At 66.7% G+C, this 24674-nt stretch carries 25 protein-coding genes and 2 riboswitches; of the genes, 15 read left to right on the top strand and 10 right to left on the bottom strand.

The window, feature by feature from the left end; genetic code table 11:
* Positions 1-9: 9 nt before the first annotated feature.
* Positions 10-780, bottom strand: a complete 771-nt coding sequence (locus LDO14_RS04060; protein WP_144601295.1) for a uracil-DNA glycosylase — start codon at positions 778-780, stop codon at positions 10-12.
* Positions 781-920: 140 nt separating this feature from the next.
* Between LDO14_RS04060 and LDO14_RS04065 the strand changes: the two genes are divergently transcribed.
* The 5 genes from LDO14_RS04065 (at position 921) to groL (ending at position 5438) form a co-directional block, all read left to right on the top strand.
* The gene (locus tag LDO14_RS04065) at positions 921-1250 is read left to right on the top strand and encodes a DUF3263 domain-containing protein (RefSeq protein ID WP_144601294.1); all 330 of its coding nucleotides are present in this window, start codon (positions 921-923) and stop codon (positions 1248-1250) included.
* Positions 1251-1301: 51 nt separating this feature from the next.
* The gene (locus LDO14_RS04070) at positions 1302-1940 is read left to right on the top strand and encodes a LytR C-terminal domain-containing protein (protein WP_056389168.1); all 639 of its coding nucleotides are present in this window, start codon (positions 1302-1304) and stop codon (positions 1938-1940) included.
* A 53-nt stretch (positions 1941-1993) separates the two neighbouring features.
* A complete protein-coding gene (locus LDO14_RS04075; RefSeq protein ID WP_134165653.1) occupies positions 1994-2200 on the top strand; it encodes a cold-shock protein in 207 nt (68 codons plus the stop codon).
* Entirely contained in the window at positions 2200-3513 is a 1314-nt protein-coding gene (locus tag LDO14_RS04080) for an ABC transporter substrate-binding protein (protein WP_223995113.1), read from the top strand. The genes LDO14_RS04075 and LDO14_RS04080 overlap by 1 nt, the downstream gene beginning before the upstream one ends.
* Positions 3514-3803: 290 nt before the next feature.
* Positions 3804-5438 (top strand): chaperonin GroEL, encoded by a 1635-nt coding sequence (groL, locus tag LDO14_RS04085; RefSeq protein ID WP_018769535.1) that lies wholly within the window; start codon positions 3804-3806, stop codon positions 5436-5438.
* A gap of 150 nt (positions 5439-5588) precedes the next feature.
* On the opposite strand, the gene LDO14_RS04090 is transcribed toward groL, so the two are convergent.
* Positions 5589-6899 (bottom strand): extracellular solute-binding protein, encoded by a 1311-nt coding sequence (locus LDO14_RS04090; RefSeq protein ID WP_018769536.1) that lies wholly within the window; start codon positions 6897-6899, stop codon positions 5589-5591.
* Between the two features lie 292 nt (positions 6900-7191).
* Between LDO14_RS04090 and LDO14_RS04095 the strand changes: the two genes are divergently transcribed.
* On the top strand, positions 7192-8313 hold the full coding sequence (locus tag LDO14_RS04095) for a ribonuclease HI family protein (protein WP_144601291.1): 1122 nt from the start codon (positions 7192-7194) through the stop codon (positions 8311-8313).
* Between the two features lie 25 nt (positions 8314-8338).
* Here LDO14_RS04095 and LDO14_RS04100 read toward each other — a convergent pair whose 3' ends face one another.
* From LDO14_RS04100 to LDO14_RS04115, 4 genes are all read right to left on the bottom strand, one after another.
* A complete protein-coding gene (locus LDO14_RS04100) occupies positions 8339-8626 on the bottom strand; it encodes a WXG100 family type VII secretion target (protein WP_018769538.1) in 288 nt (95 codons plus the stop codon).
* Positions 8627-8732: 106 nt separating this feature from the next.
* A complete protein-coding gene (locus LDO14_RS04105) occupies positions 8733-10244 on the bottom strand; it encodes a HAMP domain-containing sensor histidine kinase (protein ID WP_018769539.1) in 1512 nt (503 codons plus the stop codon).
* Between the two features lie 2 nt (positions 10245-10246).
* Positions 10247-10957: a response regulator transcription factor gene (locus tag LDO14_RS04110; protein ID WP_018769540.1), complete on the bottom strand. Its 711-nt coding sequence runs from the start codon at positions 10955-10957 to the stop codon at positions 10247-10249.
* Between the two features lie 73 nt (positions 10958-11030).
* Entirely contained in the window at positions 11031-11531 is a 501-nt protein-coding gene (locus LDO14_RS04115) for a DUF427 domain-containing protein (protein WP_026265813.1), read from the bottom strand.
* Positions 11532-11776: 245 nt separating this feature from the next.
* On the opposite strand from LDO14_RS04115, the gene LDO14_RS04120 reads away from it, so the two are divergent.
* Both LDO14_RS04120 and LDO14_RS04125 read left to right on the top strand, forming a co-directional pair.
* Entirely contained in the window at positions 11777-12034 is a 258-nt protein-coding gene (locus LDO14_RS04120) for a hypothetical protein (protein ID WP_018769542.1), read from the top strand.
* 5 nt (positions 12035-12039) lie between these two features.
* Complete coding sequence (locus LDO14_RS04125; protein WP_018769543.1) at positions 12040-12909, top strand: FHA domain-containing protein; 870 nt, start codon at positions 12040-12042, stop codon at positions 12907-12909.
* 19 nt (positions 12910-12928) lie between these two features.
* Here the strand turns inward: LDO14_RS04125 and LDO14_RS04130 are convergent, their stop codons facing one another.
* From LDO14_RS04130 to LDO14_RS04140, 3 genes are read right to left on the bottom strand one after another with little or no spacing between them, the layout of a single operon-like run.
* A complete protein-coding gene (locus tag LDO14_RS04130) occupies positions 12929-14575 on the bottom strand; it encodes a DNA repair helicase XPB (protein WP_223993877.1) in 1647 nt (548 codons plus the stop codon).
* 12 nt (positions 14576-14587) lie between these two features.
* The gene (locus LDO14_RS04135; protein WP_134165645.1) at positions 14588-17062 is read right to left on the bottom strand and encodes a helicase-associated domain-containing protein; all 2475 of its coding nucleotides are present in this window, start codon (positions 17060-17062) and stop codon (positions 14588-14590) included.
* A gap of 10 nt (positions 17063-17072) precedes the next feature.
* Complete coding sequence (locus tag LDO14_RS04140) at positions 17073-17306, bottom strand: hypothetical protein (protein WP_223993879.1); 234 nt, start codon at positions 17304-17306, stop codon at positions 17073-17075.
* A 226-nt stretch (positions 17307-17532) separates the two neighbouring features.
* Between LDO14_RS04140 and LDO14_RS04145 the strand changes: the two genes are divergently transcribed.
* A complete protein-coding gene (locus tag LDO14_RS04145; RefSeq protein WP_018762148.1) occupies positions 17533-17916 on the top strand; it encodes a cold shock domain-containing protein in 384 nt (127 codons plus the stop codon).
* A gap of 7 nt (positions 17917-17923) precedes the next feature.
* Entirely contained in the window at positions 17924-18472 is a 549-nt protein-coding gene (locus LDO14_RS04150) for a DUF3027 domain-containing protein (protein ID WP_056389144.1), read from the top strand.
* Between the two features lie 79 nt (positions 18473-18551).
* Here the strand turns inward: LDO14_RS04150 and serC are convergent, their stop codons facing one another.
* Positions 18552-19682, bottom strand: a complete 1131-nt coding sequence (gene serC / locus LDO14_RS04155; protein WP_056389141.1) for a phosphoserine transaminase — start codon at positions 19680-19682, stop codon at positions 18552-18554.
* A 293-nt stretch (positions 19683-19975) separates the two neighbouring features.
* Here serC and LDO14_RS04160 point away from each other — a divergent pair, with 293 nt between their 5' ends.
* The 5 genes from LDO14_RS04160 to LDO14_RS04180 all read left to right on the top strand — a co-directional run bounded on the left by LDO14_RS04160 (position 19976) and on the right by LDO14_RS04180 (position 24617).
* Complete coding sequence (locus tag LDO14_RS04160) at positions 19976-20677, top strand: metal-dependent transcriptional regulator (protein ID WP_018769550.1); 702 nt, start codon at positions 19976-19978, stop codon at positions 20675-20677.
* 107 nt (positions 20678-20784) lie between these two features.
* Positions 20785-21029, top strand: a riboswitch (cyclic di-AMP (ydaO/yuaA leader).
* A 10-nt stretch (positions 21030-21039) separates the two neighbouring features.
* The gene (locus LDO14_RS04165) at positions 21040-21861 is read left to right on the top strand and encodes a M23 family metallopeptidase (protein ID WP_134165667.1); all 822 of its coding nucleotides are present in this window, start codon (positions 21040-21042) and stop codon (positions 21859-21861) included.
* A gap of 112 nt (positions 21862-21973) precedes the next feature.
* A riboswitch (cyclic di-AMP (ydaO/yuaA leader) is annotated at positions 21974-22169 on the top strand.
* 70 nt (positions 22170-22239) lie between these two features.
* Entirely contained in the window at positions 22240-22917 is a 678-nt protein-coding gene (locus LDO14_RS04170; protein WP_134165666.1) for a C40 family peptidase, read from the top strand.
* Between the two features lie 163 nt (positions 22918-23080).
* Positions 23081-23848, top strand: coding sequence for an NlpC/P60 family protein (locus LDO14_RS04175; protein WP_018769553.1), 768 nt, complete (start codon positions 23081-23083; stop codon positions 23846-23848).
* A 268-nt stretch (positions 23849-24116) separates the two neighbouring features.
* Positions 24117-24617: an HNH endonuclease gene (locus LDO14_RS04180; RefSeq protein WP_018769554.1), complete on the top strand. Its 501-nt coding sequence runs from the start codon at positions 24117-24119 to the stop codon at positions 24615-24617.
* Positions 24618-24674 lie beyond the last annotated feature (57 nt).

Genomic DNA, 24674 nt, shown 5'->3' on the forward strand with positions numbered 1-24674 from the left:
AAGCCTAAGCTAGGGCGACGGCGGGAGTTCCCAGGTTACGGCCGTTGCACCCTGTTCGCGCAACAGTTGGTTCACCCTGCTGAATGGCCTGGAGCCAAAGAACCCGCGGGAGGCGGACAGCGGGCTGGGGTGCGGGCTGATGACGGCGGGGGCGCCTGCCAGCAGCGGCTGGAGGCCCTCCGCCTCCTTGCCCCACAACACCGCCACCAAAGGCATCCTGGACCCATCCGCGGCCCGGCGGCATGCCAGGGCGGTGACGGCCGCCGTCGTAATGTCCTCCCAGCCTTTGCCCCGGTGGGACCCAGCAGATCCTGCCCTGACCGTGAGTACCCGGTTCAGGAGCAGCACGCCCTGCTCCGTCCATGCCGACAGGTCGCCATGGACGCGCGGCGGAATGCCGAGGTCCGATTCGAGTTCGCGGTAGATGTTCACCAGGCTGCGGGGGAGGGGGCGCGTGCGGGCATCGACGGAAAACGACAGCCCGACTGCGTGCCCCGGGGTGGGGTAGGGGTCCTGGCCCACGATGAGGACCTTGACGCCGGCGAGCGGCTGGCGGAAGGCGCGCAGGACGTTCGACGGCGGCGGCAGGAGTTGGTGCCCGGCCGCCTCTTCAGCAGCCAGGAAGGCCAGGACCGACCGGAGCTTGCCCTCCACTCCCTGCAGTGCCGTGGCCCAGTCCGGCGCCATGAGCTCCGCCAGGGGCAGGTCAGCCAGGTCAGCGAAGCGGGTGCCGTCCGCCGGGTCCTGCTGCAGCTCGAACAGCGCATCCGATTCAAACATCGTTCCATTCTTGCAGGCCATCGGGGGACGCCCGCCCGCGGCACCGGGCCGGTGCAGGCGCGGGGCGCGAATGACACCCGTGTTATTCGACCGGTAGCATGGGGGTAAGACATTTACCGTAACCAGCGAAGGAGTGTGCCGTGGCGGAACCGGCCCGGGAACACCTGCCGGAGCAGGATCCACGGAAGTCCCTTTTGGCGGATTTCACCCTCCGTGAGTCCTCCCTCTCCGAGCGCGAACAGCAGATGCTGGCCCTGGAACGGCAATGGTGGAAGTACGCAGGGGCCAAGGAGCAGGCCATCCGCGACCTCTTTGACCTCTCCGCGACCCATTACTACCAGCTCCTGAACGCACTGATCGACCGCGAGGATGCGCTGGCACACGATCCCATGCTGGTGAAGAGATTGCGTAGACTACGTACGTCGCGCCACCGTGCGCGCACTGCCCGGCGCATGGGATCCGACGCTTAACAACCCCCAGGCCGGGACAACAGCCGCAATCAACAAGGATGTCCTTCCACCATGACCAGATACGCCCGCGATGAATTCGACAAGGTCCCGGAGGCCGCGTCGCGACAAGGTGTCCACCGGACGGCCTCGGCCCCGTCCCGGGTGCGGCTGTGGCCCATCCTGGTAGTGGGGATGGCGGCCCTTGCCATAGGGCTGGTGTCCTTCCTGATCCTTCCCAAGCTGGGATTCAGCGCCACCGCGAGCCAGGCATCGGCGAGCGTGGAGTCAGCTCCGCTGGCCGGAACCGGAACCACCCCATCGGCCACGCAGGCATCCGCGCCTCCTGCTTCGCCGTCTCCGTCTGCTTCGTCTGAACCAACCCAAAGCAGTGACCCGGAGCCCCAGGCCACACCTTCCGCCACCCGGGAGGCAGCCGTCGACAGGACGCAGGCAGTGGCGGTTTACAACGCGGCAGGCACGGCAGGGCTGGCCAGCCGGGTGGCCGGAACCGTCCAGGCGGACGGATGGCGCCTCGGCCAGGTAGGCAACTGGTCCGGCGCCCCGCAGAAATCCTCCGTGATCTTCTACTCCGGCCCCCAGCAACTGGCAAACGCACAGGCGCTTGCCGGGCTGCTCAACATCCCCACCGTGGTGAACAGCACCGAATTCCAGGTGCCGCTCGTGGTGGTGCTTGGCCCCGGATACCGCTAGCCGCACCCGCTCCGCCCACGGCTGCATAACCCCAACGGAAAGAGTTGTTCATCATGGCACTGGGAACCGTCAAATGGTTCAACGCTGAAAAGGGCTATGGCTTCATCACCGTTGACGGCTCCGGTGATGACGTTTTTGTCCACTGGTCCGCGATCCAGGGGGAGGGCTACCGCGCACTGGATGAGGGGCAGAGGGTGCAGCTGGAAGTCGGGGAGGGCGAAAAAGGTCCCCAGGCAGAAAACGTCCGGCCCGCCCAGTGATGCCGTTTTACCGTTCCCCGGTCCGCGGCCGAGCGGCGCTGGCCGTTTCCCTGGGGGCAGTCCTCGCGGTCACAGCATGTTCGGGCGCCGGCGGCAACGCCAGGGTGGACCCGGTCGAAGCCTCCGGCGATGGCGTCCTCCGGGTGGGCCTGATCCTGGACAACACCGGCGGCAATGCCTTCCTTAATGCGCCCCAGCTGGCGGCCGCCAAGCTGGCCGTCCAGGAAATCAACGCCGCCGGCGGACACAAAGGCCGGCCGGTGGAGCTGCTGCCGGCGCATCCGGACCAGGAAGCCGCAGGCCAGGCCAAGGACCTGGTGGCCGCCAAGGCGGACGTGGTCATTGGACCCACCGATTCCAGCCACGCGGCCGCCGCCGTGGACATCCTGTCCCACGCACGCATACCCCTCATCTCGCCGGCCAACACCGCTGCCGCCCTCTCCGGGATCGCCAGCGGAGGCTACTACTTCCGCACGGCCGCGGCCGACGTCGCGCAAGGTCCTGTGCTGGCCAAACTCGCCAAGGACGCCGGGGCCGCCAGCATCACCGTGGTGTACCAGGAAGGTGCCTACGGCAAGGACCTGTCGGCTGCCGTCACGAAAGCCGCGCAACAGTCCGGCCTGACGGTCCTGCCCGGAGCCGCCTTCAAGCCCGGCGCCGCCGCCGAAGCCGCACGCTCCGCAGCCAAGGCCAGCCCTGACGCCGTGGTCCTGGTTGCCCGGGAAGGGGCGCAGGGCGCGTTGGCCGAGCTGAACAACTCCGGCCTCAGGGGTTCAAAAGTTCTCCTCAGCGATGGCGCCTTTGCCCGCTACGGATCAGGGCTCGCCTCCCGGACCCTGGACGGCGCCCGCGCCGTCGTCCCGGGCCAACTGCCCACCGCCGCCTTCCAGGGAAAGCTCCTGGCCGTTGATCCTTCCCTGAAGGACGTCTCGTATGCTGCTGAAACCTACGACGCCGTTACCCTGGCGGCCCTGGCGGCGGCAAGGGCCCAGGACGATGCCGGACGCTCCATCGCCGCCAACCTGGTTCCGGTTTCGGGTGGCGCCGCATCAGGCAGGACCACATCCCAGGGGATGCCCTCCGCAGGGACGCCTGCCCCGGGGGCAACGGTCCCGCCCGCCCCGTGCCTGACGTACAAGGAGTGCCTGGGCGGCCTTGCTGCCAATCCGGACATCAATTACGACGGCGAGTCAGGACCGGTTGCCTTCGACTCCAACGGGGATATCACCACCGCCGTTTTCTCCGTATTCACCTACGGCCCCGAGAACAACCCCACCCCCACCGGCCGGGAGACGGCCGGACATTCAAGCTGATCGCCCTGGGCGAAGCCGCTGCCCCTACCCGCCCGTCCGGCGTCTTTTCGCTTGCACTCTCACCTGGGGAGTGCTAATTATTGAGTTAGCACTCTGACGTACCGACTGCTAAAGCAAAGCCTGGTTCCGGCCGGCGGCGCGGGGCACCGGACGAGGAGCGAAAGAAACACCTCACTTCAGTGAGATCCCCTCCCGGAGGCATACAGAGGCCGCCGTCAAAGGATCGTCCGTCGCGGGCACTGCAGCGAAGGTTCATTCTTAACGACTGTCCCGAAAGGACTACTGCCGTTATGGCCAAGATCATTGCATTTGATGAAGAGGCACGCCGCGGCCTTGAGCGTGGCCTGAACACCCTCGCCGACGCCGTTAAGGTCACCCTCGGCCCGCGTGGACGCAACGTCGTCCTCGAAAAGAAGTGGGGGGCCCCCACGATCACCAACGATGGTGTTTCCATCGCCAAGGAGATCGAGCTGGACGATCCTTACGAGAAGATCGGCGCTGAGCTGGTCAAGGAAGTTGCCAAGAAGACCGACGATGTTGCCGGCGACGGCACCACCACGGCCACCGTCCTGGCACAGGCCCTGGTCAAGGAAGGCCTGCGCAACGTTGCCGCCGGCGCCGACCCGCTGTCCCTCAAGCGCGGCATCGAGAAGGCCGTCGAGGCTGTCACCCGCGAACTCCTGGCTTCCGCCAAGGAAATCGAAACCAAGGAAGAGATCGCGGCCACCGCCTCCATCTCCGCCGGTGACGACGAAATCGGTGCCCTCATCGCCGAAGCCCTGGACAAGGTGGGCAAGGAAGGCGTTATCACGGTCGAGGAGTCCAACACCTTCGGCCTGGAGCTCGAGCTCACCGAAGGCATGCGCTTCGACAAGGGCTACATCTCCGCCTACTTCGTCACGGACGCCGAGCGCCAGGAAACGGTCCTTGAGGATCCGTACATCCTGATCGTCAACTCCAAGATCTCCAACGTCAAGGAACTGGTTGCTGTCCTGGAAAAGGTCATGCAGTCCAACAAGCCGCTGCTGATCATTGCCGAGGACATCGAGGGCGAGGCCCTGGCCACCCTGATCGTCAACAAGATCCGTGGCACCTTCAAGTCTGTCGCCGTCAAGGCTCCGGGCTTCGGCGACCGCCGCAAGGCCCAGCTGGCCGACATCGCCGTCCTCACCGGCGGCCAGGTCATCTCCGAAGAGGTTGGACTCAAGCTGGAGAACGCCGGCCTGGAACTCCTGGGCCAGGCCCGCAAGGTTGTTGTCACCAAGGACGAGACCACCATCGTTGAAGGTGCCGGCGACGCCGACCAGATCGCCGGCCGCGTTTCCCAGATCCGCGCCGAGATTGAGAATTCGGACTCCGACTACGACCGCGAGAAGCTGCAGGAGCGGCTGGCCAAGCTGGCCGGCGGCGTTGCAGTCATCAAGGCCGGTGCCGCCACCGAGGTTGAGCTCAAGGAGCGCAAGCACCGCATCGAGGACGCAGTCCGCAACGCCAAGGCTGCAGTTGAAGAAGGCATCGTGGCCGGTGGCGGCGTGGCCCTCATCCAGGCCGGTGCCAAGGCATTCGCCAACCTGCAGCTCTCCGGCGACGAAGCAACCGGCGCCAACATCGTCCGCGTTGCCATCGACGCCCCGCTGAAGCAGATCGCCTTCAACGCCGGCCTCGAGCCGGGCGTCGTGGTGGACAAGGTCCGCGGCCTGCCCGCAGGCCACGGCCTGAACGCAGCCACCGGCGAATACGTCGACCTGCTGGCTGCCGGCGTCAACGACCCCGTCAAGGTAACCCGCTCTGCCCTGCAGAACGCGGCTTCCATCGCTGGCCTGTTCCTCACCACCGAAGCAGTGGTGGCTGACAAGCCGGAGAAGAACGCCGCCCCCGCAGGCGGAGACGACATGGGCGGCATGGGAGGCATGGGCGGCTTCTAAGCCCTCCTGCTGGGACCTCTCCCGCCAACCGCAAAGTGCGGCCCCCTCGTTTGCGAGGGGGCCGCACTTTTGTGCCGGAGGTTTTGTTCCCGGCCACGGATGCGGCCTGTGCCGGCTTGGCCGCCCGGACAAGGAGCTGTGGGAGGGGAGTTACTTCCGGGCCGAATCCAGCATCCCCTGGACTTCCTTCTTGAAGGCTTCCGCCGCGGCCTGCGGGGTCATCCGGTCGTACAGCACTTCATCCGTGTACCTCCTGATGACGTTCTGGACGCTCCCTGCACCCACGGGCGGGACAGGCGGTGCGTCCTTGATGTCCGGGGCTATGTCCTTCAGGAATCCAACCACGGTGGTGTCAGCCGGCTTAAGCTGCGGGGTGATGCCCGAAACGATGTCCGGATTGGTGGGGACGCCCCTGTCGGTCATCAGGATGGCACCCGCCTCCGGACTGTTGGTGAGGTAGTTGATGAACTCCGCGGCCTGCTGGGAATGCTTCGAACGGGAGGATGCAGACCAGAACATGGTGGGCTTGTAGTACATGCCATTGCCGGCCGAGGCGCCGTCGACGCTGGGGGCCCGCAGTATCTTTATGCTGCTGCCGGTGGTGGCTTCAAGGGAACCAAGCTGGTTGGTCCACCACCAGGCCATGGCCACCCGGTTTGTTCCGAACAGGCTTTCCTCCAGTCCTGCCCCTGCATCCTCGGTTGCCACGGTGGCCGCCGGGCTGGCCTTGGAGTCGCGCTGTTCCTTGATCCGTTCCCAGAAGGACGCTGCAGTCGCGGCTTCAAAGTCGAGCTTGCCGTCCCCTGAGTACAGATTCTCGCCGTGCTGGCGCAGCCAGATGATCAGGTCGGCTTCGTTGCTGCCATAAGCGGCCCCGTAACTCTTCCCGTCACCTGCTGCGCTGATCTTCGCCGCCGTGTCCACGAAGTCTTTCCACGTCCAGGTCTTGTCGTCCGGCACGGGCACTCCCGCTGCCTGGAACACTTTCGTGTTGGCCATGATGACATAGGCGTTCCGGCCTGTGCTCAACCCGTACTGGGCGCCGCCGTACTGGCCCGACGCAAGCGCTTCCTTGTCCAGTTTTGAGGTATCGATGCCGTTTTGCCTGGACAGGTCCATCAGCGCCCCGCGGCCGCCGTATTCGGCGATGTATTTCTGGTCCATCTGGACGACGTCGGGCGCATCGTTGGCGGCGGTCTTCGTTGCCAGCTTGTCCCAGTAGCTGGACCATTCTCCCGGCTCCGCTTTGATCTTGATGTTCGGGTGCGATGCCTCAAAGGCCGCGATGACCTTGTTTGTCTGTGCGTTCAGGTATTCATTGCCCCACCAGGCGAACCGCAAGGTCACCTGGCCGTTGTCGCCTGAACCGCCGGGGGCCCCGCAGCCGGTGGCCAGGATGGAGAGTGCCAGCGCGGCCGCGCCCAGCTGGAAGCGGCGCCGGCTTACGACTGGAATCGTCATTGATGTTCCTTCCGGATGGGCTCCTTGTGCGCCGGGGTCGCCGTGATGCGCTGACCGGCGAAGATCAGAAACCGTTTTCTCGAGTGATGAAGTGATTGTGTCGCGCCCGGCATGCTCACGTCAAGAAGTTTCGGTAAGCGTTTTCCCAACCCCTGTCGCTTCGGCCGTCAAAGTTGCGCTTACGACCATTCGCACAGCCCGCTGCCGGGGCACCGAAGGGGTGCGGCAGCCCGGCCAGGCTGGGATGCTGTGGCGTCGGTCCAATGTCGGTGGCTTCTGGCAGGATGGTTTGGTGACGATTACTGCAGCGGCTGATGGTTCGGCCTTGGGAAATCCCGGTCCGGCCGGCTGGGCCTGGTATGTGAATGACGATTGCTGGCGGGCCGGGGGCTGGCCGCACGGGACCAACAACCAGGGTGAGCTGATGGCTGTCCTTGACCTCCTGCGCGCCACCGCCCACCTGCCCGGTGAGGACCTGCGCATCCTTTGCGACAGCCAGTACGTGATCAACTCAATTACCAAATGGATGCCGGGCTGGAAGCGCAAGGGCTGGCGCAAGGCAGACGGAAAACCCGTCCTGAACGTGGAACTGTTGAAGGAACTCGACCGCGAGCTGGCCGGCCGGGTTTACACATTTGAGTGGGTCAAGGGCCACGCCGGCCATGAGCTGAACGAGGCTGCGGACGAACGGGCCAGGGCCGCGGCAACGGCGTACCAGCAGGGCGTGGCAGCAAGGTCCGGGCCCGGGTTCCCCGGCGGACACCACCCTGGCGCGCACCACGCAGCTGCACACCACGAAGCCGCACACCAACCTGCTGCGACCCCATCCGGCTCCGGACATGCGGCCGACGGGCAGCCCTCCGGTATTGGCTTCCCGCCCGCCACCCTGGACATCCCGACCGCTGCTCCTGGGCGCCCGGTACCAGGGGCCGGCGGCGGCGCACCGGCCGCGGGCGCCGGCAGGCCGCGCGCCACCCCTGAACCGCTCCCGGCCTTCGATGAACTTGACCTGTTCAGCGAACTGGACACAGACGCCCTTGACATGGCCGAGGCAACGCAACAGGCCGGCGCCATCCCGCCTGAGGCGCTGGTCGAAGAGCTCGAACGTGAGCTGCTGGGCCCACTGGTGCGGGGGGATATCGGCCGGACGGCTGTCCTGCTGCACCCGGACTTCATGGAGATTGGCAGCTCGGGAAGGGTCTGGACCCGGGACGCCATGATGATGGCCCTCGAAGAGGATCCCGGTGAACGGACCGATATCGAAATCCTGGGCGCTGACCGCATCGGCACCAGCGCGGTCCTGCTGACTTACCGCAGTTTCGCCCGCTCAGGCACCACGCTGCGCAGCTCCCTGTGGGTCCTCGACGGCGGCCGGTGGCGGCTACGGTTCCATCAGGGAACGCCGGAAGCGTAGGCGAACCGTTCAGCTCACATGGGCGTCAGCTGAACCGCTGCGTGTTTCCCTGCTCCGCCTGGGCATACGTGGCCGCTGCAGAGGCCAGGGCCGCGTTGATGGACGCCAGCGACGCCTCCACCCGGCCCTGGGTGATGGTCCATTCGGTGATGAGCGCCTGGAAGTTGGTGGCCGCTGCACCGCGCCATGATCCCTGCAGTTCGTCGAGGCCACGCTTCATTGCGTGCACGTCCGCGCTGATCCGGTCCACGGTGGCCTGGACGTTCGCGGACTTCAGCTGCAGTAATTCGGTGTCGACGGAAATAATGCTCATGGCTGTGCCTTTCGATACGGCGGGCGGAGCGCCCCCGCGCCCGGCGGATCCGGGCTGCTGGGACGAGCCTATGGAGCAGAACCGGGCGGCAGCCATGGCCGGAGGACTATATGTGGATAACCGACCCGTCGCTGCCCTTGGCCCCTGCGGCACTGCGGGCGGTGGTTTCCTGCCCGTCCACGCCGCCAGTGCGGGCGGAATCCTCTCGCCGCGGAAGGCTCACCACCAGCGTGGCGCCGCCGCCGTCGGTCTTTTCCACCCTTACCGAACCGCCGTGCGACCCCACGATGGCCGCCACGATGGCGAGCCCGAGGCCGCTGCCGCCCGTCTCCCTGGTCCGGGACGTGTCAGCCCGGTAAAAGCGTTCAAAGACCTTGGCTGCGTCCTCTTCCGAGATACCCGGCCCATGGTCCCGGACTTCGATGATGGAACGTTCTTCGCCGTCGGTCCCGCGGACCCCGACGGCGACTTCGATGGGGCTGCCCTCCGGGGTATAGCGCAGGGCATTGCCCACGAGGTTGCCCACCACCTGGCGCAGCTTGGCCTCATCCCCAAGGACCGGGGCCGGTGCCGCCGGTCCGCCGTCGAGTCCGGTGAGCGTGATCAGCCGGGACCGGTCGCTGGCCTGGGTATCAACCACGGCGTCGTGCGCAATCAGTTGCAGGTCCACGGGCTTCTGCTGCAGCGGCCGCTGTTCGTCGAGGCGTGCCAGCAGGAGCAGGTCCTCAACCATCGAACCCATGCGCTTGGCTTCGCTTTCGATCCGGCCCATGGCTGTGGCCACGTCTTCGTCCGTCGCCAAGGCGCCGTGGCGGTACAGTTCGGAGAACCCGCGGATGGTGACCAGGGGAGTGCGCAGTTCGTGGGACGCGTCGGCGGCGAAGCGGCGCATCCGTGCCTCTGAGGCGGTCCGTGCAGCGAACGCGGTCTCGATGTGCGCCAGCATGGCGTTCAGCGAGCTGCTCAACCGGCCCAGCTCGGTGGCAGGGTTCTCCACCTCCACACGGCGGGAGAGGTCACCGGCGGCAATCGCTGCCGCAGTCTTCTCCACGCGGGCCAGCGGCCGGAAGGACCTCGACACGGTCCAGCTGGCAATAAGCGAGGCCAGCAGCAGCGTCAACAGGCCCACCCCGGTGACCACCAGGGTGGCGTGCTTGAGGACATCGTCGACGCTCTCCAGGGGGAGGCCGATGACCACCACGGCGGTGGTCTGGCCGTTCTGGACGGTCACTGCCACCACCCGCCAGTTTTCCCCGTCCGTTCCACGGACCTGGAAGGGAACCAGCCCGCGTGCCTGCGCCTGCTCCACGGTGATGGCGCTGATGTCCGGGTGGTCGTCCGGATCGCCGCCGAAGGTGTACGGCTGCTCACCCGGGGCGAAGAGCATCAGCGAATAGTCGGTGGGAATGGAGCTGGGCGCCTGCAGCTGCGTGAACGAGCGCTGTTTCCGGGCAGAGTCGACGGCGGCATTCAGCTTGTCGTCCACCTGCCCCTGTAGATAGCTGTGCAGCAGCGTCAGTGTGACCGCTCCGGTCACCGTCAGGGCCACAATCAGCAGGGCCATGATCATGGCCACCAGCTGCGACCTGAGCGAGGCCGACTTCCACCGCTTCAGCAAGGTCAGCGCTTTTCAGCCGTCCGGAGCACGTAGCCCACGCCGCGCTTGGTCTGGATCAGGGCCGGCGCCTCCGGGTCGATGTCCACTTTCCGCCGAAGGTAGGAAATGTAGGACTCCACGATGGACGCGTCGCCGTTGAAGTTGTACTCCCACACATGGTCCAGGATCTGCGATTTGGACAGCACCCGGTTGGGATTGAGCATGAGGTAGCGCAGCAGCTTGAATTCCGTGGGGGAGAGCTCGATGACAGTGCCCCCGCGCCGCACCTCGTGGGCGTCGTCGTCGAGTTCGAGGTCGTCAACGCGGATCACCGCATCGTCGTCCAGCAGGGGCTGCGTCCGGCGCAGGACGGCGCGGATCCGGGCCACCACTTCGTCGAGGCTGAAGGGCTTGGTGACATAGTCGTCACCGCCCACGGTGAGGCCGGTGACCTTGTCCTCGGTGTCGTCCTTCGCGGTCAGGAAGAGGACCGGGAAGTGCTTCCCGGCGGCACGGAGCCGGCGGGTCACGGTGAAGCCGTCCATGTCAGGCAGCATGACGTCCAGCACGGCCAGGTCAGGGGCGTGCGTGTCGGCCGCGGCGAGGGCATCGCGCCCGTTGGCAGCGGAGACCACTTCAAAGCCGGCGAACCGCAATGACGTGGAGAGGAGCTCGCGGATGTTGGGTTCATCGTCGACGACGAGCAGCCTGGCTTCTGGACCGTTCTTGTTCATGTTCCCATCATGCTCCCAGTCTCTGGGAGTTGTCTGGATATTCGTTGTGAGCATGATGAAGGCCCGCTTGGGCTTACCAGTCCATAGTTCCCGGCTCGCCTTTGAAGGGACCCACCACGCGGCTGGTGATCCAGCCACCATAGAAGCGGCCCGGCTGCGCCTGCACCCGTTCCCCGTCAACTTCGCAGAAATCCATCCTCCCGGCGTAGACGGCCACCCGCCCGGCGAGCGCCTCAAACCCGGACGCCGGCTCGGGGTAGGACCAGGCAGCGCCGTCCGCCTCCTTACCCCCGCCGCGCACCGTCAGGTAATTGGCCGCGCCCTTGAACTCGCAGAAGCTGCTGCCGGCAGCAGGCTCCAGCGCGCCGGAGACGAATGCTGACTGCCGGACGTAGTACACCGGTGGATGGCTGGTCTCAAGAACGCGCAGCGAGTCGGTGGTGTCAAGGATCACCTCGCCTCCAAGTACGATGCGTATGCGTTCCGTGCTGGGTTCGATCCGCGGCGGCCGGGGATAGTCCCAGACCGACTCCTGCCCGGGCCCGGGCACGACGGGAATGATTCGTGGACTCATGCTTCCAGTGTGCGTCGCAGACCGCTGTTACGCACCAGGGAACCCAATTCACGGCAAGAACGTTCCGCGCCCCGCATCTTCCCCCGCCCTGCGGCCGGGAATACAGTGATGCTTGCCGGGCGGTCAAGCCCGGCACCAGCGTTCCAACGGATCACCGGCTGCCGCCTCGTCCCGTCCCTGGTGGTCCCGCGCCAACAACGGTAGTAACCCGATAGTTCCTGGCCCATCGAAGGGGATAGACCATCATGACTGACCTGAGTGCTTCTGAAAACGCAGCTGTAAACGAACGCAGCATCCGGGATTGGGCAGACCTTGCCGAGGAGATGTGGTCCTATCTCACCGGCAAGGGTGCTGCGATCAACTACCAGTTCGTCGATATGACCATTGAAGTTCCACGCGACATCGGCCCGGACGCGCCGCGCGCCACATGGAAGCTCAACGGCGGCCTGCGCGTCACCACCAGCGACAGGGATGCCGCCGGGTCGGACGCGAACCGCGGCTGACGGACATGCCCCAGTACCGTCTGGACGTTGATCTGGACTTCTCCTACACGGACGAGTCCGGTGCCGTCACCTCGGGCAGCGCCAGGGCCGCCGGCACCGAGGTAACAGTGTCCCTGGAAGGCCTGGCGCCGTTGACCGGCGGCGGGCTGCCCTCCCTGGAGGAGATCAAACCGCTGGCGGAGCTGCTGGCCCGCAAGGCGGTGAGCATCACCGTGGCCGGCCCCGGCGGAAACATCCTCAGCCTGGGCAACGTGGCCAGCCCTGCCTCCCAGCGGCTGGTCACGCGTTCCCCCCACATCAAGCTCGGCAAACTCGGCTCCCTGCTGCCGTTGGTCCGCCAGGGCAGGCGGAGGCCCAAAGGAATGCGGCTGCTGCCGCCGTCGACTCCCTTGCCGCTGGTGCCCACTGTCCAGCGGAAGATCACCCGCCGCATCACCACCACCCACTACGCCAGGGGCGGTGGCCGGCCGCGGCTGATCTTTGTCCAGGACGCCGCCACCTGGACCGGGCAGATTCCGCGGGAGGTGGCCCTCACGGCAGACGTTACAACGATAGGGAGCGGCGCAGGCGCGGACGTCCGGCTCGAGGGCCTGGCGGAGCTGCACGCCGAAATCAGGCACGACGGGCAGGATGAATACGTCCTGGTACCGAACGGTCCCGTCAGCGGCAGCGTCTCCCGGACGGGACCATCCGTCCTGCGGACCGGGGCAAGGATCCAGATGGGGCAATGGTGCCTGGCCTTCTTCCGGGAGGAATTTGCGGACCACGGCCGTCCCTACGGCGGCCGCAGCGGCGGGGAACTGGCCTACGAACGCCCGCAGTTCGATCCCAGAACGGGCACCATGGAGCGCGACAGTTCCGAGGGCGTGACGTGAACGGCGTGCACGCTGCGGGTCAGTCCGCGGCGTGCACGTCCTTGGCGTCCATGATCCGGTAGGCATACCCCTGCTCGGCCAGGAACCGTTGGCGCCTGGCAGCGAACTCCTGGTCCAGGGTGTCCCGTGCCACGAGTGAGTAGAAGCGGGCCGCCCTGCCGTCCTTCTTGGGCCGCAGCAGCCGGCCCAGCCTTTGCGCCTCCTCCTGCCGCGAGCCGAAGGAGCCTGAGACCTGGATGGCCACCGAGGCCTCCGGCAGGTCGATGGAGAAGTTGGCCACCTTGGACACCACAAGGGTCTGCAGCTCCCCGGCGCGGAACGCGTCAAAGAGCCTCTGCCGTACCTTGACGGAGGTATCGCCCTTGATCACCGGTGCCTGCAGCCGCTCGCCCAGATCGTCCAGCTGGTCAATGTACTGGCCTATCACCAGCAGCTGCTCGCCGGCGTGCAGCGCCACCAGCTGCTCCACCACCTGTGTCTTGGATTCGGAGGTGGCGCACAGCCGGTATTTGTCCGCGTCGTCGGCCATGGCGTAGGCCACGCGTTCGTCCTTTGGCAGGTCGACGCGGACCTCCACGCAGTCGGCCGGCGCGATGTAGCCCTGGGACTCGATGTCCTTCCAGGGTGCGTCATACCGCTTGGGTCCGATCAGGCTGAACACCTCGCCCTCGCGCCCGTCCTCCCGGACCAGGGTGGCGGTCAGCCCAAGGCGGCGGCGGGCCTGCAGGTCGGCCGTCATCCTGAAGATCGGTGCGGGCAGGAGATGGACCTCGTCGTAGATGATGAGTCCCCAGTCGTGGCCGTCCACCAGTTCCAGGTGGGGGTAGATGCCGCCGCGCTTGGTGGTGAGCACCTGGTAGGTGGCGATGGTCACCGGCCGGACCTCTTTCAGGGCGCCGGAGTATTCGCCCACTTCCTCCTCTGTAAGGGAGGTGCGCCTGAGCAGTTCGTCCTTCCACTGCCGGGCGGCCACGGTGTTGGTGACCAGGATCAGTGTGGTGGTGGAACCGGTGGCCATGGCCGCGGCCCCCACCAGGGTTTTGCCGGCGCCGCAGGGCAGCACCACCACCCCGCTGCCGCCCGCCCAGAAGTTTTCGCTGGCCAGGCGCTGGTAGGGCCGCAGTTTCCACCCGTCCTCGTTGAGGGAGATCAGGTGCGGCGTGCCGTCCACGTAACCGGCCAGGTCCTCCGCCGGCCAGCCGAGTTTCAGCAGCAGCTGCTTGAGCTGCCCACGCTGGGAGGCATGCACCACCACCGTCTCGCCATCGATCCTTGGACCCAGCAGCGGTGCGATCTTTTTGGCCCGGATCACTTCCTCCAGCACGGGGTAGTCATCGGTCCGCATGACCAGTCCGTGGCGCGGGTCCTTTTCGAGGCGGAGGCGTCCATACCGGGACATGGTCTCCTCGACGTCGATCAGCAGCGAATGCGGAACCGGGAAACGCGAGTACTTCAGCAGCGCATCCAGCACCTTCTCCGCATCCAGCCCGGCGGCCCGGGCGTTCCACAGCCCCAACGGGGTCAGCCGGTAGCTGTGCATGTGCTCGGGCGCCCGCTCCAGCTCGGCGAACGGCGCAATGGCGTGCCGGGCCTCGGTGGCCAGCTCATGGTCCACCTCGAGGAGGATGGTTTTATCGCTTTGGACGATCAGGGGTCCGTCGGTCACGCGGGGAATCCTTTACTGGCGCAGTTCCTCTGCGGCCTCAATGTCGATGATGCGATGGACGGACAGGACCCGCTCGGTGTCCTTGGCAGGATCGAACACGCGGACCCGGCCCCCGCTCACAGAAAGCGGAACAACAATTTCCAGGCTTGCATTCCCCAGATTGTCCACCACGTTCATGTGGATCCGCTGCTTCAGCCGGATGGCCCGTTGCAGTGCCTCAAGCCCCAGCTGGGTTGCTGCCTCGCCGCCGGCGGCGGTACCGGGGTGGTGTCCGACGGCGGGGCCCGGCCGCCGCAGGACGTCCAGCTGGGCGTCAACCTCCTCCGCCGCGGGCGCCATCCGCGGGGCGGTATAGACGGGACGCAGGCTTTCCTGCGGTACGGAAGACCGGCGGACGTGGGCGGCGGGTTCGACGCCGTCCACAGAAGGGGACAGGCCCAGGCTCCGAAGTGCGGCGGCGAGTTCGCGGGGCGGTGCCGACGACGTGAGGACCGTGGGGGAAAGGCGGGCCAGGCCGAGCTGCGCCGCTTTGGGCCCCGCCAGCAACTCGCGGAGTGCGGCTTCATCATCGCTCTGGACAAAGCTTGCGGCCTGGCCCACCCGGAGCTGGCCGTGCCGGGAGGCCGTGTCCTCCACCAGGTACTCCAGCGGCTGGGGGACAGCGGTGGCGGAGTGTTCCCGGAGAAACGCCAGCAGGCCTGCGGCGTCGTAGCCCTCATCGAGTGCCCGTTTGATGGACGTCGCAGAGAAGCGGTAGATGGTGGCCGGGCCCTGCCCCTCGGCGTCCGCCATGACCAGGAGCTTTTCGGTCAGGGCGGGAGCGAGGTAGCCGGGGGCAACGGCGGTCAGGTCTGCCTGCAACAGCACATGGTTCAGGGCTGCCGGCAGGTGCTCGCCAAGGATGGCAAGGGCAGCATCGGGCTGGTCTTCGGCGAACGCGCTTCCGAGTTGGCTCAGCGCACCTGAGCCCACCAGGCCCAGCATCTCCGCCTCGGCGAGGACTCCCCGGATGAGGGAACTGAACCGCCGGGCCATCCGCGGCTGGGACCATTCCGCACGCTGCAGGACCGCGGCGGCATCCAGCACGGGCACGGTGCCGTCCGGTCCTGCAGCTTCGAGCGTGAGTTCGTGCAGGATCTCCAGGATGCGCTTGCGGACCACCGGGGCGTCAGGCCGCTGCGCACCGGCGGACAACGCCGGGATGGTGGCTCCTGACGGTCCCCGGGATGGTGCTGCCGCTGCCGTGTTCATGGGCTGGCCCACCATAGATGGCACGCGCTCGCTGGCCAGCCAGGCGTTGACCAGCCACAGCCATTGTTCCTGCCTCGGCAGCACCAGCCATTCCAGCTGCGGCGGCTGCACCCATGAGGACGAGTCGACGTCGAGGCGGATCAGGCCTGCCAGGCCGCACAGCTCCAGCAGCCGGCCCGTCACGCCCTGGTCGACGCGCAGCTGGTCGGACAGGCGGCGCATCTCGCGTATCCCCACGCCTCCGCTGCGCAGCGTGGCCAGCGGGTTCTCCCTGACGGCATGCAGCAGTTCGGAGACCAGCCGCAGGGTTTCAGAGATGGCGCTGAGCGCTGCATTCCTGCGCAGCGCCGCGGTGGTCCGGCCAAGCTCCGGGACCGGCGGGGACAGGGTGAAGTCGTCGATGATCGCCCCGCCGCGCAGGGCCAGCCCCACGCTGTGCGGCAACTCCACATGGGCGGCATCCAGCGGAACCAGCAGCCCGCGCGCAAGGAGCCAGTCCACGGGCCCGACGTCGGCACCCTCCGTGGTGACCGACGCTTTCCGTTGCGCCTGGGGGACGGCACCCATGGCCCAGTTGCGGAACCTGGCGAGCAACGCCGTCGTCCGTTCCGGGGCGTTGGCGAGGATGTCCCGCAGTGCCTCGGGGGAGGAGGTCCAATGCTGGAGCGCCAGCGCCGCCTCCATGGGCGTGCTGGCATCGTGGATCGCGAATCCGCCGCGGTGCAGTTCGGAGACCAGCTGGACCACCCGCTGGGCGAAGGCCGGCTGCAGGCGGACCAGCTCCGTGTAGCTGCGGCCCAGCCCGGCGGGATAGATTCCCACCACATCCTTGAGGGAGCCGACAGGGAGGTAGTAGTGGTGCCCGGCAGCCTGGGCGTGGGCGCCATGCGGGGGGACCGCAGGATGCGCCAAAGCGAGTTCCTGCAGGGTGTCCATGATCTGTTCGATGACGGCCAGGGATGAACCCCGGATCAACTGGTGCAGGCCCTCCGCCGAGGCGCTGTGCCCGGTGTCCGTGTTGGTGCACAGATGGAGGGTCTCAAGCACCTGCATCTGCGGCCGGGTGAGGCGCTCCAGCGCACGCTGGACGCTGACCCGTGAACTGGCACGCGCCGCCAGCGCGGCGAAGTCCGGAACAGAGGGGGAAATGAGGTCCGGCCGCGCGGCGAACAACGCGCGCAACGAGTCGTCGCTGCGCGCCTCCAGGTCCTTGCCGAGCGCTCGAATGAGGGACATCAGTCCAACGTTACCGCGGCTCCCGCTTCCCCGCCCGCCGCCTGGCGGCAACGCCGTCCAGGACCACCAGGAGCATCAGGACGAAGGCCGCCGGCAGGCCGTAAAGGGCCGAGTAGGTGACCCAGGCGGGGGCGACCGTGTTGGCGAAGGCAAGCGCCATCACAGTTCCCACAGCAATGAGGGACAGCACGGCTATAACAGCGGCGAGGACCATCAGCGGCCGCCGGTAACGCAAGGGAGTCATGGACGTAACGCTACAGCGGCAGCAGCGCCGCAAGTGAAAGCACCGGGAGCTTGCGCCCGGGGCGGAACGGTGCGGCCGGAAGCGTGATTAGGGCACGCGGCAGGATAACCTTGAAGGATACAGACCAACACGGTTTGCGCTGGCCATACCTTGAACCCGCACAACAATGCGGACGCGGTGGCAGCCGGCCGTGTCTCATGACAGCAGAACGAAGAAGGTTGATTACGTGCCTACCGGCAAGGTCAAGTGGTATGACAAGGACAAGGGCTTTGGGTTCCTCGCGGGCGAAGACGGCCAGGAGGTCTTCCTGCCCAAGTCGTCGCTGCCCGAGGGCGTGACGGAACTGAAAGCGGGCACCCGGGTGGAGTTCGGGGTTGCGGACGGCCGCAAGGGCGCCCAGGCCCTGGGCTTGCGGGTGCTGGACAAGACCCCGTCCATCGCCAAGGCCAAGCGCCCCAGCGCGAAGGACCTCGCCCCGCTGGTTCAGGACCTGGTGACCGTCCTGGACAACCTGTCCGGAACCTTGTCCAAGGGCAAGTACCCGGACGGCAACAAGGGCAAGGCCATTGCTGCCGCCCTGCGTAAGGTTGCCGACGAGCTGGACGTTTAGGCTGCCCATGGACCCCCAACCTGATCAGCCGGGCACGCCAGTGCAGGAGCAGGCTGCCAAGACCCAGCCCAAGCGCAAGGCAGGCGTGCCCGTGTGGCGCACGGGCAAGCCCGATGCTTTCCTGGCCGCGGCGGTGGACACCGCCCGGGCTGCAGTGGAGGGCATCACCCCGGCCGGCACCATCGGGCCGCACCTGGCAGCCAAGAGCGAGGGCGACCGGCTGGTCACGCACCTGTTCGAATCCCGGCTGCCCGGCTATGTGGGCTGGCAGTGGTATGCGGTACTGACCCGTAACTCGCGCTCCAAGGTGGTCACGGTCAACGAGTTGGGCCTGCTGCCGTCCGGGGACTCCGTCCTGGCCCCGGAGTGGGTGCCGTGGGCCGAACGCGTCCGTCCCGAGGACGAACAGCAGCAGGAGCCGGAACAGCAGGAACCGGAACAGCAGGAGCCCGGGCAGGGGACCCCGGATGGGCTTCCGGCAGCGGAGCGGGAACCCGGGGATGAAGGGCCGGCCGACGACGGCGCGGAGCCTGACGCCGAAACAAGGACTTCCTGACCACAAACAAACGGCGCCGTCCAGGGGAAACCCGGGCGGCGCCGTCGTGCTTTAACTGTGGTTACTTGCGCAGCTCGGGTTACTTGCGCAGCTCGCCCACCACGTAGTCGATGCTGGCCAGCAGGGCGGAGACGTCGCTGGGCTCGATGGCCACGAAGGTGGCGATGCGCAGCTGGTTGCGGCCCAGCTTCCGGTAAGGCTCGGTGTCCACGATGCCGTTGGCGCGCAGGACCTTGGCCACGGTGGCGGCATCAATCGATTCGTCGAAGTCGATCGTGGCGATCACGTTGGAGCGTTCCTCGGGCTTGGCCACGAACGGGGTGGCGAAGCCGGACGCTTCCGCCCAGCTGTAGATGCGGCCGGCTGAATCGGCCGTCCGTGCAGCCGCGAAGTCCAGGCCGCCGTTGGAGTTCAGCCACTGGACCTGGGCATTCAGCGTCACCAGCGTGGACAGCGACGGGGTGTTGTAGGTCTGGTTCAGGCGGGAGTTATCGATCGCGGTCTGCAGGTCCAGGAAATCCGGGATCCAGCGGCCGCTGGCCTTGATGCGCGCGGCGCGTTCCAGCGCTGCGGGGGAGAACAGGCCAAGCCAGAGGCCGCCGTCGGAGGCAAAGTTCTTCTGCGGGGCGAAGTAGTAGACATCGCTCTCGGCAACGTCCACGTCCAGTCCGCCGGCCGCCGATGTGGCGTCCACGAGGACCAGTGATCCCTCGTCGGCTCCGGCTACCCGCTTGACGGGGGCGGCGACGCCGGTGGAGGTCTCGTTCTGCGGCCAGGCGTAGACGTCCACGCCGGCCTCGGCCTTGGCTGCGGGCCGGGTGCCGGGCTCGGACTTGATGATGGAGGAGGCTTCCAGGAAGGGCGCCTTGTTGGTGGCGGCGGCGAACTTGGACCCGAACTCACCGAAGGACAGGTGCTGGGCCTTCTTCTCCACGAGGCCGAAGCTCGCGATGTCCCAGAAAGCCGTGGAGCCGCCGACGCCGAGGACCACCTCGTAGCCTTCCGGGGCGCGGAAGAACTGGCTCAGCCCTTCACGGACCGCTCCGACCAGGTTCTTGACCGGGGCCTGCCGGTGCGATGTGCCAAGGATCGTCTTGGAAGCTGCTGCCAGCGCGTCGATCTGCTCCTGCCGGACCTTTGACGGGCCGGCTCCGAACCGCCCGTCCTGGGGCAGGAGGTCGGCGGGGATCGTGATGCTGGTGTCGCTCACAGGTGCTCCAATTCGGCGGGGACAAAAGTTTGGTCCGGAAGGGCGGGCGGTCGGTGGCCGGCAGCGCCGGTGGCTGCGCTGCGGGCCATTCCCATTCTGCCTGAACCGCCGCCGGGGGCGGGAGCCAGGCCCGTCATAGTCCGGACAGTGAGACGTGCCGTCCCCGCGCAGCCCCGCGGGGCGCGGCTATTCGGACAAAGTCAAAATAGGCTAAGCTTTCCCCCGGACTACTTTGCGCGAAGAGGCGATACGGTGGGACAACGCAAGGTACTGCGCTCGAGGAGCTGAGCTGGATGACGGATCTGATCGACACTACGGAGATGTACCTCAGGACCATTCTGGAGCTTGAGGAAGAAAACATCGTTGCCCTCCGGGCCCGTATCGCCGAGCGTCTGCGCCACTCCGGTCCCACCGTTTCCCAGACCATCGGCCGCATGGAGCGGGACGGGCTGGTGGTCGTGTCCGGCGACCGGCACCTGGAACTCACGGACACGGGCCGCAAGCGCGCCACGGAGGTCATGCGCAAGCACCGGCTGGCCGAACGCCTGCTGGCAGACGTCATTGGCCTGGACTGGGCCTACGTCCACGACGAAGCCTGCCGCTGGGAACATGTCATGAGCGAGCGCGTTGAGCGCCGCATCTACGAGATGCTGGACCACCCCACCGAGTCGCCGTACGGCAACCCCATCCCTGGCCTTGCGGCGCTGGGCGGCCAGGCGGGGCCCGGCTTTGCCGACGGCGCCATCAGCCTGGTGGAAGCGATGAAGAATTACGGGCCCGCCTCCGGAGTGACCATCAGCCGCCTGGCGGAGCCGATCCAGGTGGAACCGGAACTGCTGGCGCAGCTGGACGAGGGCGGTATCCGGCCGGGTGCCGCCGTGGCGCTGGAACGCGTGGGCGAATACATCTCCGTGCGGGTCCCCGGAATCGAAGGCGCATTGGAGCTGCCGCCCGAGGTTGCCGCCCACGTCTTCGTGGCCATCAGCCAGCCCTGATCGGGACGCCCATACCCCATAGAGGGGCAACCACGCAAAGGTAACGGAATTGTTACCTAGGGTCTTAAGCCCCTATAGTGGAACCAAGCGTTGATACATAAGCGTTACCTGATCCGGAGCCGAGCTCTGCCAGCGGGTCAGGTGCACGAGTCGTTACTGGCAGAGGCGGGGGAACCACAAGCGGCAGCGGGGGACTGCCTTGGGGTGAAGTCCGTCAGCAGCAAGCCTCTCCAGTGAAGGATTCTTCCGGGAATACCCCCTGTGCAGAAGCTTGCCTACGGCGGACCGGGTCTTTGATCTCTCTGACCCGAATCCGACAGCTAACTCCGCAGGCTTCTTCCAGAGAGGAACCCTTCTTGACCATGCAGACCTCCCGGGGCCGCCGCCGCGCGGCCGGCCCCCCTTCGGCACCCCGGGTTGCCGAAGTTGTCGCAGCGGAGCGCCCCCGCGACCTGCATCGTGACGCGCGCCGCCGCCGGGGTCCCTTCCGGCAGATGACGGAGTTTGCCGCCGCCAGCGGTATTGGCCAAAAAGCCGGCATTGCCCTTGCCGCCACAGGCCTGGTGCTGACGGTCACGGTGCCCGCCACGAGTCCCGTCATGGCCACGGATGCCGCCGGCAGTGCCCCCATGGCCGCGTCCGCCGTCAGCCCCCAGCCCCAGATCTCGGCCGATGTCGGAGCACAGATCGACTTCAGCCGGTCGGCCGTGGTGACCCAGGCCGACCCGGACGGGAAGCTGAAGCAACTCCTGAGCGCCCAGTCCGCCGGCTCCGTCACGCGTGCCGCTTCGGCCGGCACCCTGGCTGCACCCCTCGCCTCCCTCACCACCGCTTCCCCCTTCGGCTACCGGGTCAGTCCGATCACCGGAGGCTCCGGAGACTTCCACCGGGGCCAGGACTTCGTGGCGCAGTGCGGGACCTCGGTCCTGGCCGCCGCGACAGGTACCGTGACCTTTGCCGGCTGGCACCAGTTCGGTGGCGGAAACCGCGTGGTCATTGACCACGGCAACGGGCTGGAGACCACCTACAACCATCTCTCGTCCTTCAACGTCAAGGTGGGCCAGACCGTCTCCCGCGGGGACGTGGTGGCACTGAGCGGTACCACGGGCGCATCCACTGGCTGCCACCTCCACTTCGAGGTGCAGGTCAATGGCGAAGTTGTCGATCCCATGGGCTGGCTGTAGCCAAATGGTTGCCCGCTCTCACATGTCCGCGACGCGCCGTGACCTGAATGTGACATTGAAGCAAAACTGCTGTACCGTCTAACTCGCGTCAACTTTTCCGAAGTTGACGCTCTTGAGTGGATTGCCTAACTCTGCCACCGCTCAAGGTCCGTTCGCATTTCATCGTCTGGCAGGGGCGGGGGAACCAATTTTGGCCTTCATGTTCAGAAGGCCTTGGGGTTAAGTCACAAGCTTCCCAGGAAGCAGCGTGGCCGGGTGACTCCCATCCGAATCCGACAGCTCACCTCGCAGGCATTGGGAGAGGCTACCTTCGTGTCTTCACGCCATCATTCTGCGCGCCACCGTGCGCAAACGGTTCGCACCAACCCCCTGGACGCCATGTCCAAGGCCGTCAGTGCAAATGCCGGGACCGTAGGCCGCCAGGCTGCCGTTGTGGCAGCGGCTTCCGGCCTCATCCTGAGCATGGGCCTGCCCGCCACGGCAGCTGACACCACGGCCGGTGTCTCTGCCTCCACCGAGTCCGGCTCGTCCCAGGCAGCCCTCGCTGTCACGGCCGCACCCACGGCCACGGTGTCCTTCGAGCGTCCGGTCGTCAAGACCACCGCTGCTCCGAAGGTGGAAGCGGTGCGTACCCAGTCCACGGCCTCGGCGAACCGCGCCACCACTGCAGGCCAGGAGGCGTCTCCGGCCGCCAAGACGGCGGAGACCGTATCCGCTGCGGCAACCTCGGGCATCGCTGCCATCGCCTACACCGGCATCGGCCACTCCTACGTGTGGGGCGGCACCAGCCCGGTCACCGGCTGGGACTGCTCCGGGTTCGTGCAGTGGGTTTACGCCCAGGCCGGAATCAGCATCCCCCGCACCAATGCGTGGAGCATCATGACTCCCACCTCCACCCCGCAGCCGGGTGACCTGGTTGTCCAGAACGGTGGCGCGCACGTCGGCATCTACGTCGGCAACGGCATGATGATCAGCGCACTCAACCCCTCCCAGGGCACGCTGCTCCACTCGCCTGCAGCCACTGGCACCTCCTCGTACTACCACTACGGCAACTAGTTCTTGGGCTTAACGCTCCAAGGGCTATTTCTTTGCCCAAGGCTTTTTCGCTAGAAACCACATCCCCGTTCGGGACGCGCCGACGTACCCCCAAGATGCCGGCGCGTCCAACAACCTTCGCCTGCCTACAAGCGGTTTGAGGGAAAAACGAAAGAGAGAACTGATGACGACTCGTGCCACCGCACGGCATCGCGCCGAGGTCACCAAAACCAACTCGATCGCTGTTATTGCAAAGGCCGTCAGCGACAACGCAGGCGGCATGGGCCGCCAGGCTGCGGTTATCGCTGCCGCTTCCGGCCTGGTCCTGACCAGCGGCATCGCGGCCAACGCTGCCGACGCCAACGTCAAGCGTGATTCCGCTCCGGCGTCCGCACTGGAAGTTGAATCCGCAATCGACGCCCCGATTTCCGCGGCTTCCACCATCGCCATCAGCTACGAGAAGCCCGCTGTCACCACCACGCCGGCTCCCGTCGCCGAGCCTGAGCCCCAGGTCGAGGTGCAGGAAGCTGCTCCTGCCGCCGAGCCCGTTGCGGCTCCCAAGGTCACCGCCAAGGTTGCCACCGCTGCTGCTCCGGCCGCTCCCGCTGCCCAGGCTTCCGCCAGCGGCAAGGGCGCTGCAATCCTCTCGGCCGCCTACGCCCAGCTCGGCGTTATGCAGGACTGCACCATGCTGGTCACCAACTCGCTGGCCGCCGTCGGCATCCACTTCCATGACTGGCCCGCCGGCTACCTGTCCCTGGGCCGCACCGTGAGTGCAGCCGAAGCGCAGCCGGGCGACCTGATCTACTACGCTGACGGCGGCGCGGGCATGGCCCACATTGCTGTCTACGCCGGAAACGGCATGGCAGTCCACGGCGGCTACAACGGAAACCAGACTGTGGTCTTCAGCGCAAACGTGGGTTCCGGCCCCGTGTTCATCCGCGTCAACTAAGCATCCCAAGGCAGGCCTGAACGGCCGCAGGCCTGGCAATGCCCCCAAGGACCCCCGCCATCCCGGTGGGGGTCCTTCGCGCTTAATCGGCCCGCGCCGCCCGCGGCCGACCCTCCCGCGGTGTCCAGCCGTTGTCCTGCTCCAGAGTGGCGATTACCCGATTCTGCACTTCTTTGTTTACTCTTGTGATGTCGATCCATAGCCCGGACATGCCGAGGGCAGCCGGCCCTCGTGCCCCTGACGGGTGCGGCCGTGAAGAGGTAAGTGCATGCGCACTCTCGTTCTGAATGCTGGATATGAACCGCTGGCGGTTATTACTTTCCGCCGGGCGCTGGTGCTTGTGCTCACAGGCAAGGCAAGTGTGGTGGCCGAAGGTGACGACCCCGTGGTGGGCCCTACTGACATTCTGGGCCGCCCGTCCGTGATCCTCCTCAACCGCTACATCCGGCCCCGGTACAACCACTCCACGGCCGTCAGCCGCAGGGGCGTACTCCGGCGCGACGGGCATAAATGCGCCTACTGCGGGAAAGCGGCGCACACCATTGACCATGTTCACCCCAAGTCCCGGGGCGGGGCCGATTCGTGGGAGAACCTGGTGGCCGCCTGCCTGCGCTGCAACAACGTCAAGGGCGACCACACTCCAGCGGAGATGGGATGGACCCTGCGGTTCGTGCCCGAACCGCCGCACGGAACCATCTGGCAGATCAAGGAACTGGAGAAGCCCACGCCGGCCTGGGACCCCTTCCTGCTTCCGGAACGCGCCGCCTGACACCCCGCGCTGCCTGAGTTGCCGTGATGCTCCGGTGCGCCGGACGTTCTGACCCGC

The sequence above is a fragment of the Arthrobacter sp. NicSoilB11 genome (genome assembly GCF_019977375.1).
Classification (GTDB): Bacteria; Actinomycetota; Actinomycetes; order Actinomycetales; family Micrococcaceae; genus Arthrobacter.

Bases quoted from the DNA above. Each gene is read 5' to 3' on its own strand.
- LDO14_RS04165 (WP_134165667.1), top strand. From the start codon at position 21,040: ATGCAGACCTCCCGGGGCCGCCGCCGCGCGGCCGGCCCCCCTTCGGCA.
- LDO14_RS04120 (WP_018769542.1), top strand. From the start codon at position 11,777: ATGACTGACCTGAGTGCTTCTGAAAACGCAGCTGTAAACGAACGCAGC.
- LDO14_RS04140 (WP_223993879.1), bottom strand. From the start codon at position 17,306: ATGACTCCCTTGCGTTACCGGCGGCCGCTGATGGTCCTCGCCGCTGTT.
- LDO14_RS04100 (WP_018769538.1), bottom strand. From the start codon at position 8,626: ATGAGCATTATTTCCGTCGACACCGAATTACTGCAGCTGAAGTCCGCG.
- LDO14_RS04125 (WP_018769543.1), top strand. From the start codon at position 12,040: ATGCCCCAGTACCGTCTGGACGTTGATCTGGACTTCTCCTACACGGAC.
- LDO14_RS04175 (WP_018769553.1), top strand. From the start codon at position 23,081: ATGACGACTCGTGCCACCGCACGGCATCGCGCCGAGGTCACCAAAACC.
- LDO14_RS04060 (WP_144601295.1), bottom strand. From the start codon at position 780: ATGTTTGAATCGGATGCGCTGTTCGAGCTGCAGCAGGACCCGGCGGAC.
- LDO14_RS04115 (WP_026265813.1), bottom strand. From the start codon at position 11,531: ATGAGTCCACGAATCATTCCCGTCGTGCCCGGGCCCGGGCAGGAGTCG.
- LDO14_RS04110 (WP_018769540.1), bottom strand. From the start codon at position 10,957: ATGAACAAGAACGGTCCAGAAGCCAGGCTGCTCGTCGTCGACGATGAA.
- LDO14_RS04090 (WP_018769536.1), bottom strand. From the start codon at position 6,899: ATGACGATTCCAGTCGTAAGCCGGCGCCGCTTCCAGCTGGGCGCGGCC.
- LDO14_RS04080 (WP_223995113.1), top strand. From the start codon at position 2,200: ATGCCGTTTTACCGTTCCCCGGTCCGCGGCCGAGCGGCGCTGGCCGTT.
- LDO14_RS04180 (WP_018769554.1), top strand. From the start codon at position 24,117: ATGCGCACTCTCGTTCTGAATGCTGGATATGAACCGCTGGCGGTTATT.
- LDO14_RS04160 (WP_018769550.1), top strand. From the start codon at position 19,976: ATGACGGATCTGATCGACACTACGGAGATGTACCTCAGGACCATTCTG.
- LDO14_RS04135 (WP_134165645.1), bottom strand. From the start codon at position 17,062: ATGTCCCTCATTCGAGCGCTCGGCAAGGACCTGGAGGCGCGCAGCGAC.
- LDO14_RS04075 (WP_134165653.1), top strand. From the start codon at position 1,994: ATGGCACTGGGAACCGTCAAATGGTTCAACGCTGAAAAGGGCTATGGC.
- LDO14_RS04070 (WP_056389168.1), top strand. From the start codon at position 1,302: ATGACCAGATACGCCCGCGATGAATTCGACAAGGTCCCGGAGGCCGCG.
- LDO14_RS04150 (WP_056389144.1), top strand. From the start codon at position 17,924: ATGGACCCCCAACCTGATCAGCCGGGCACGCCAGTGCAGGAGCAGGCT.
- groL (WP_018769535.1), top strand. From the start codon at position 3,804: ATGGCCAAGATCATTGCATTTGATGAAGAGGCACGCCGCGGCCTTGAG.
- LDO14_RS04170 (WP_134165666.1), top strand. From the start codon at position 22,240: ATGTCCAAGGCCGTCAGTGCAAATGCCGGGACCGTAGGCCGCCAGGCT.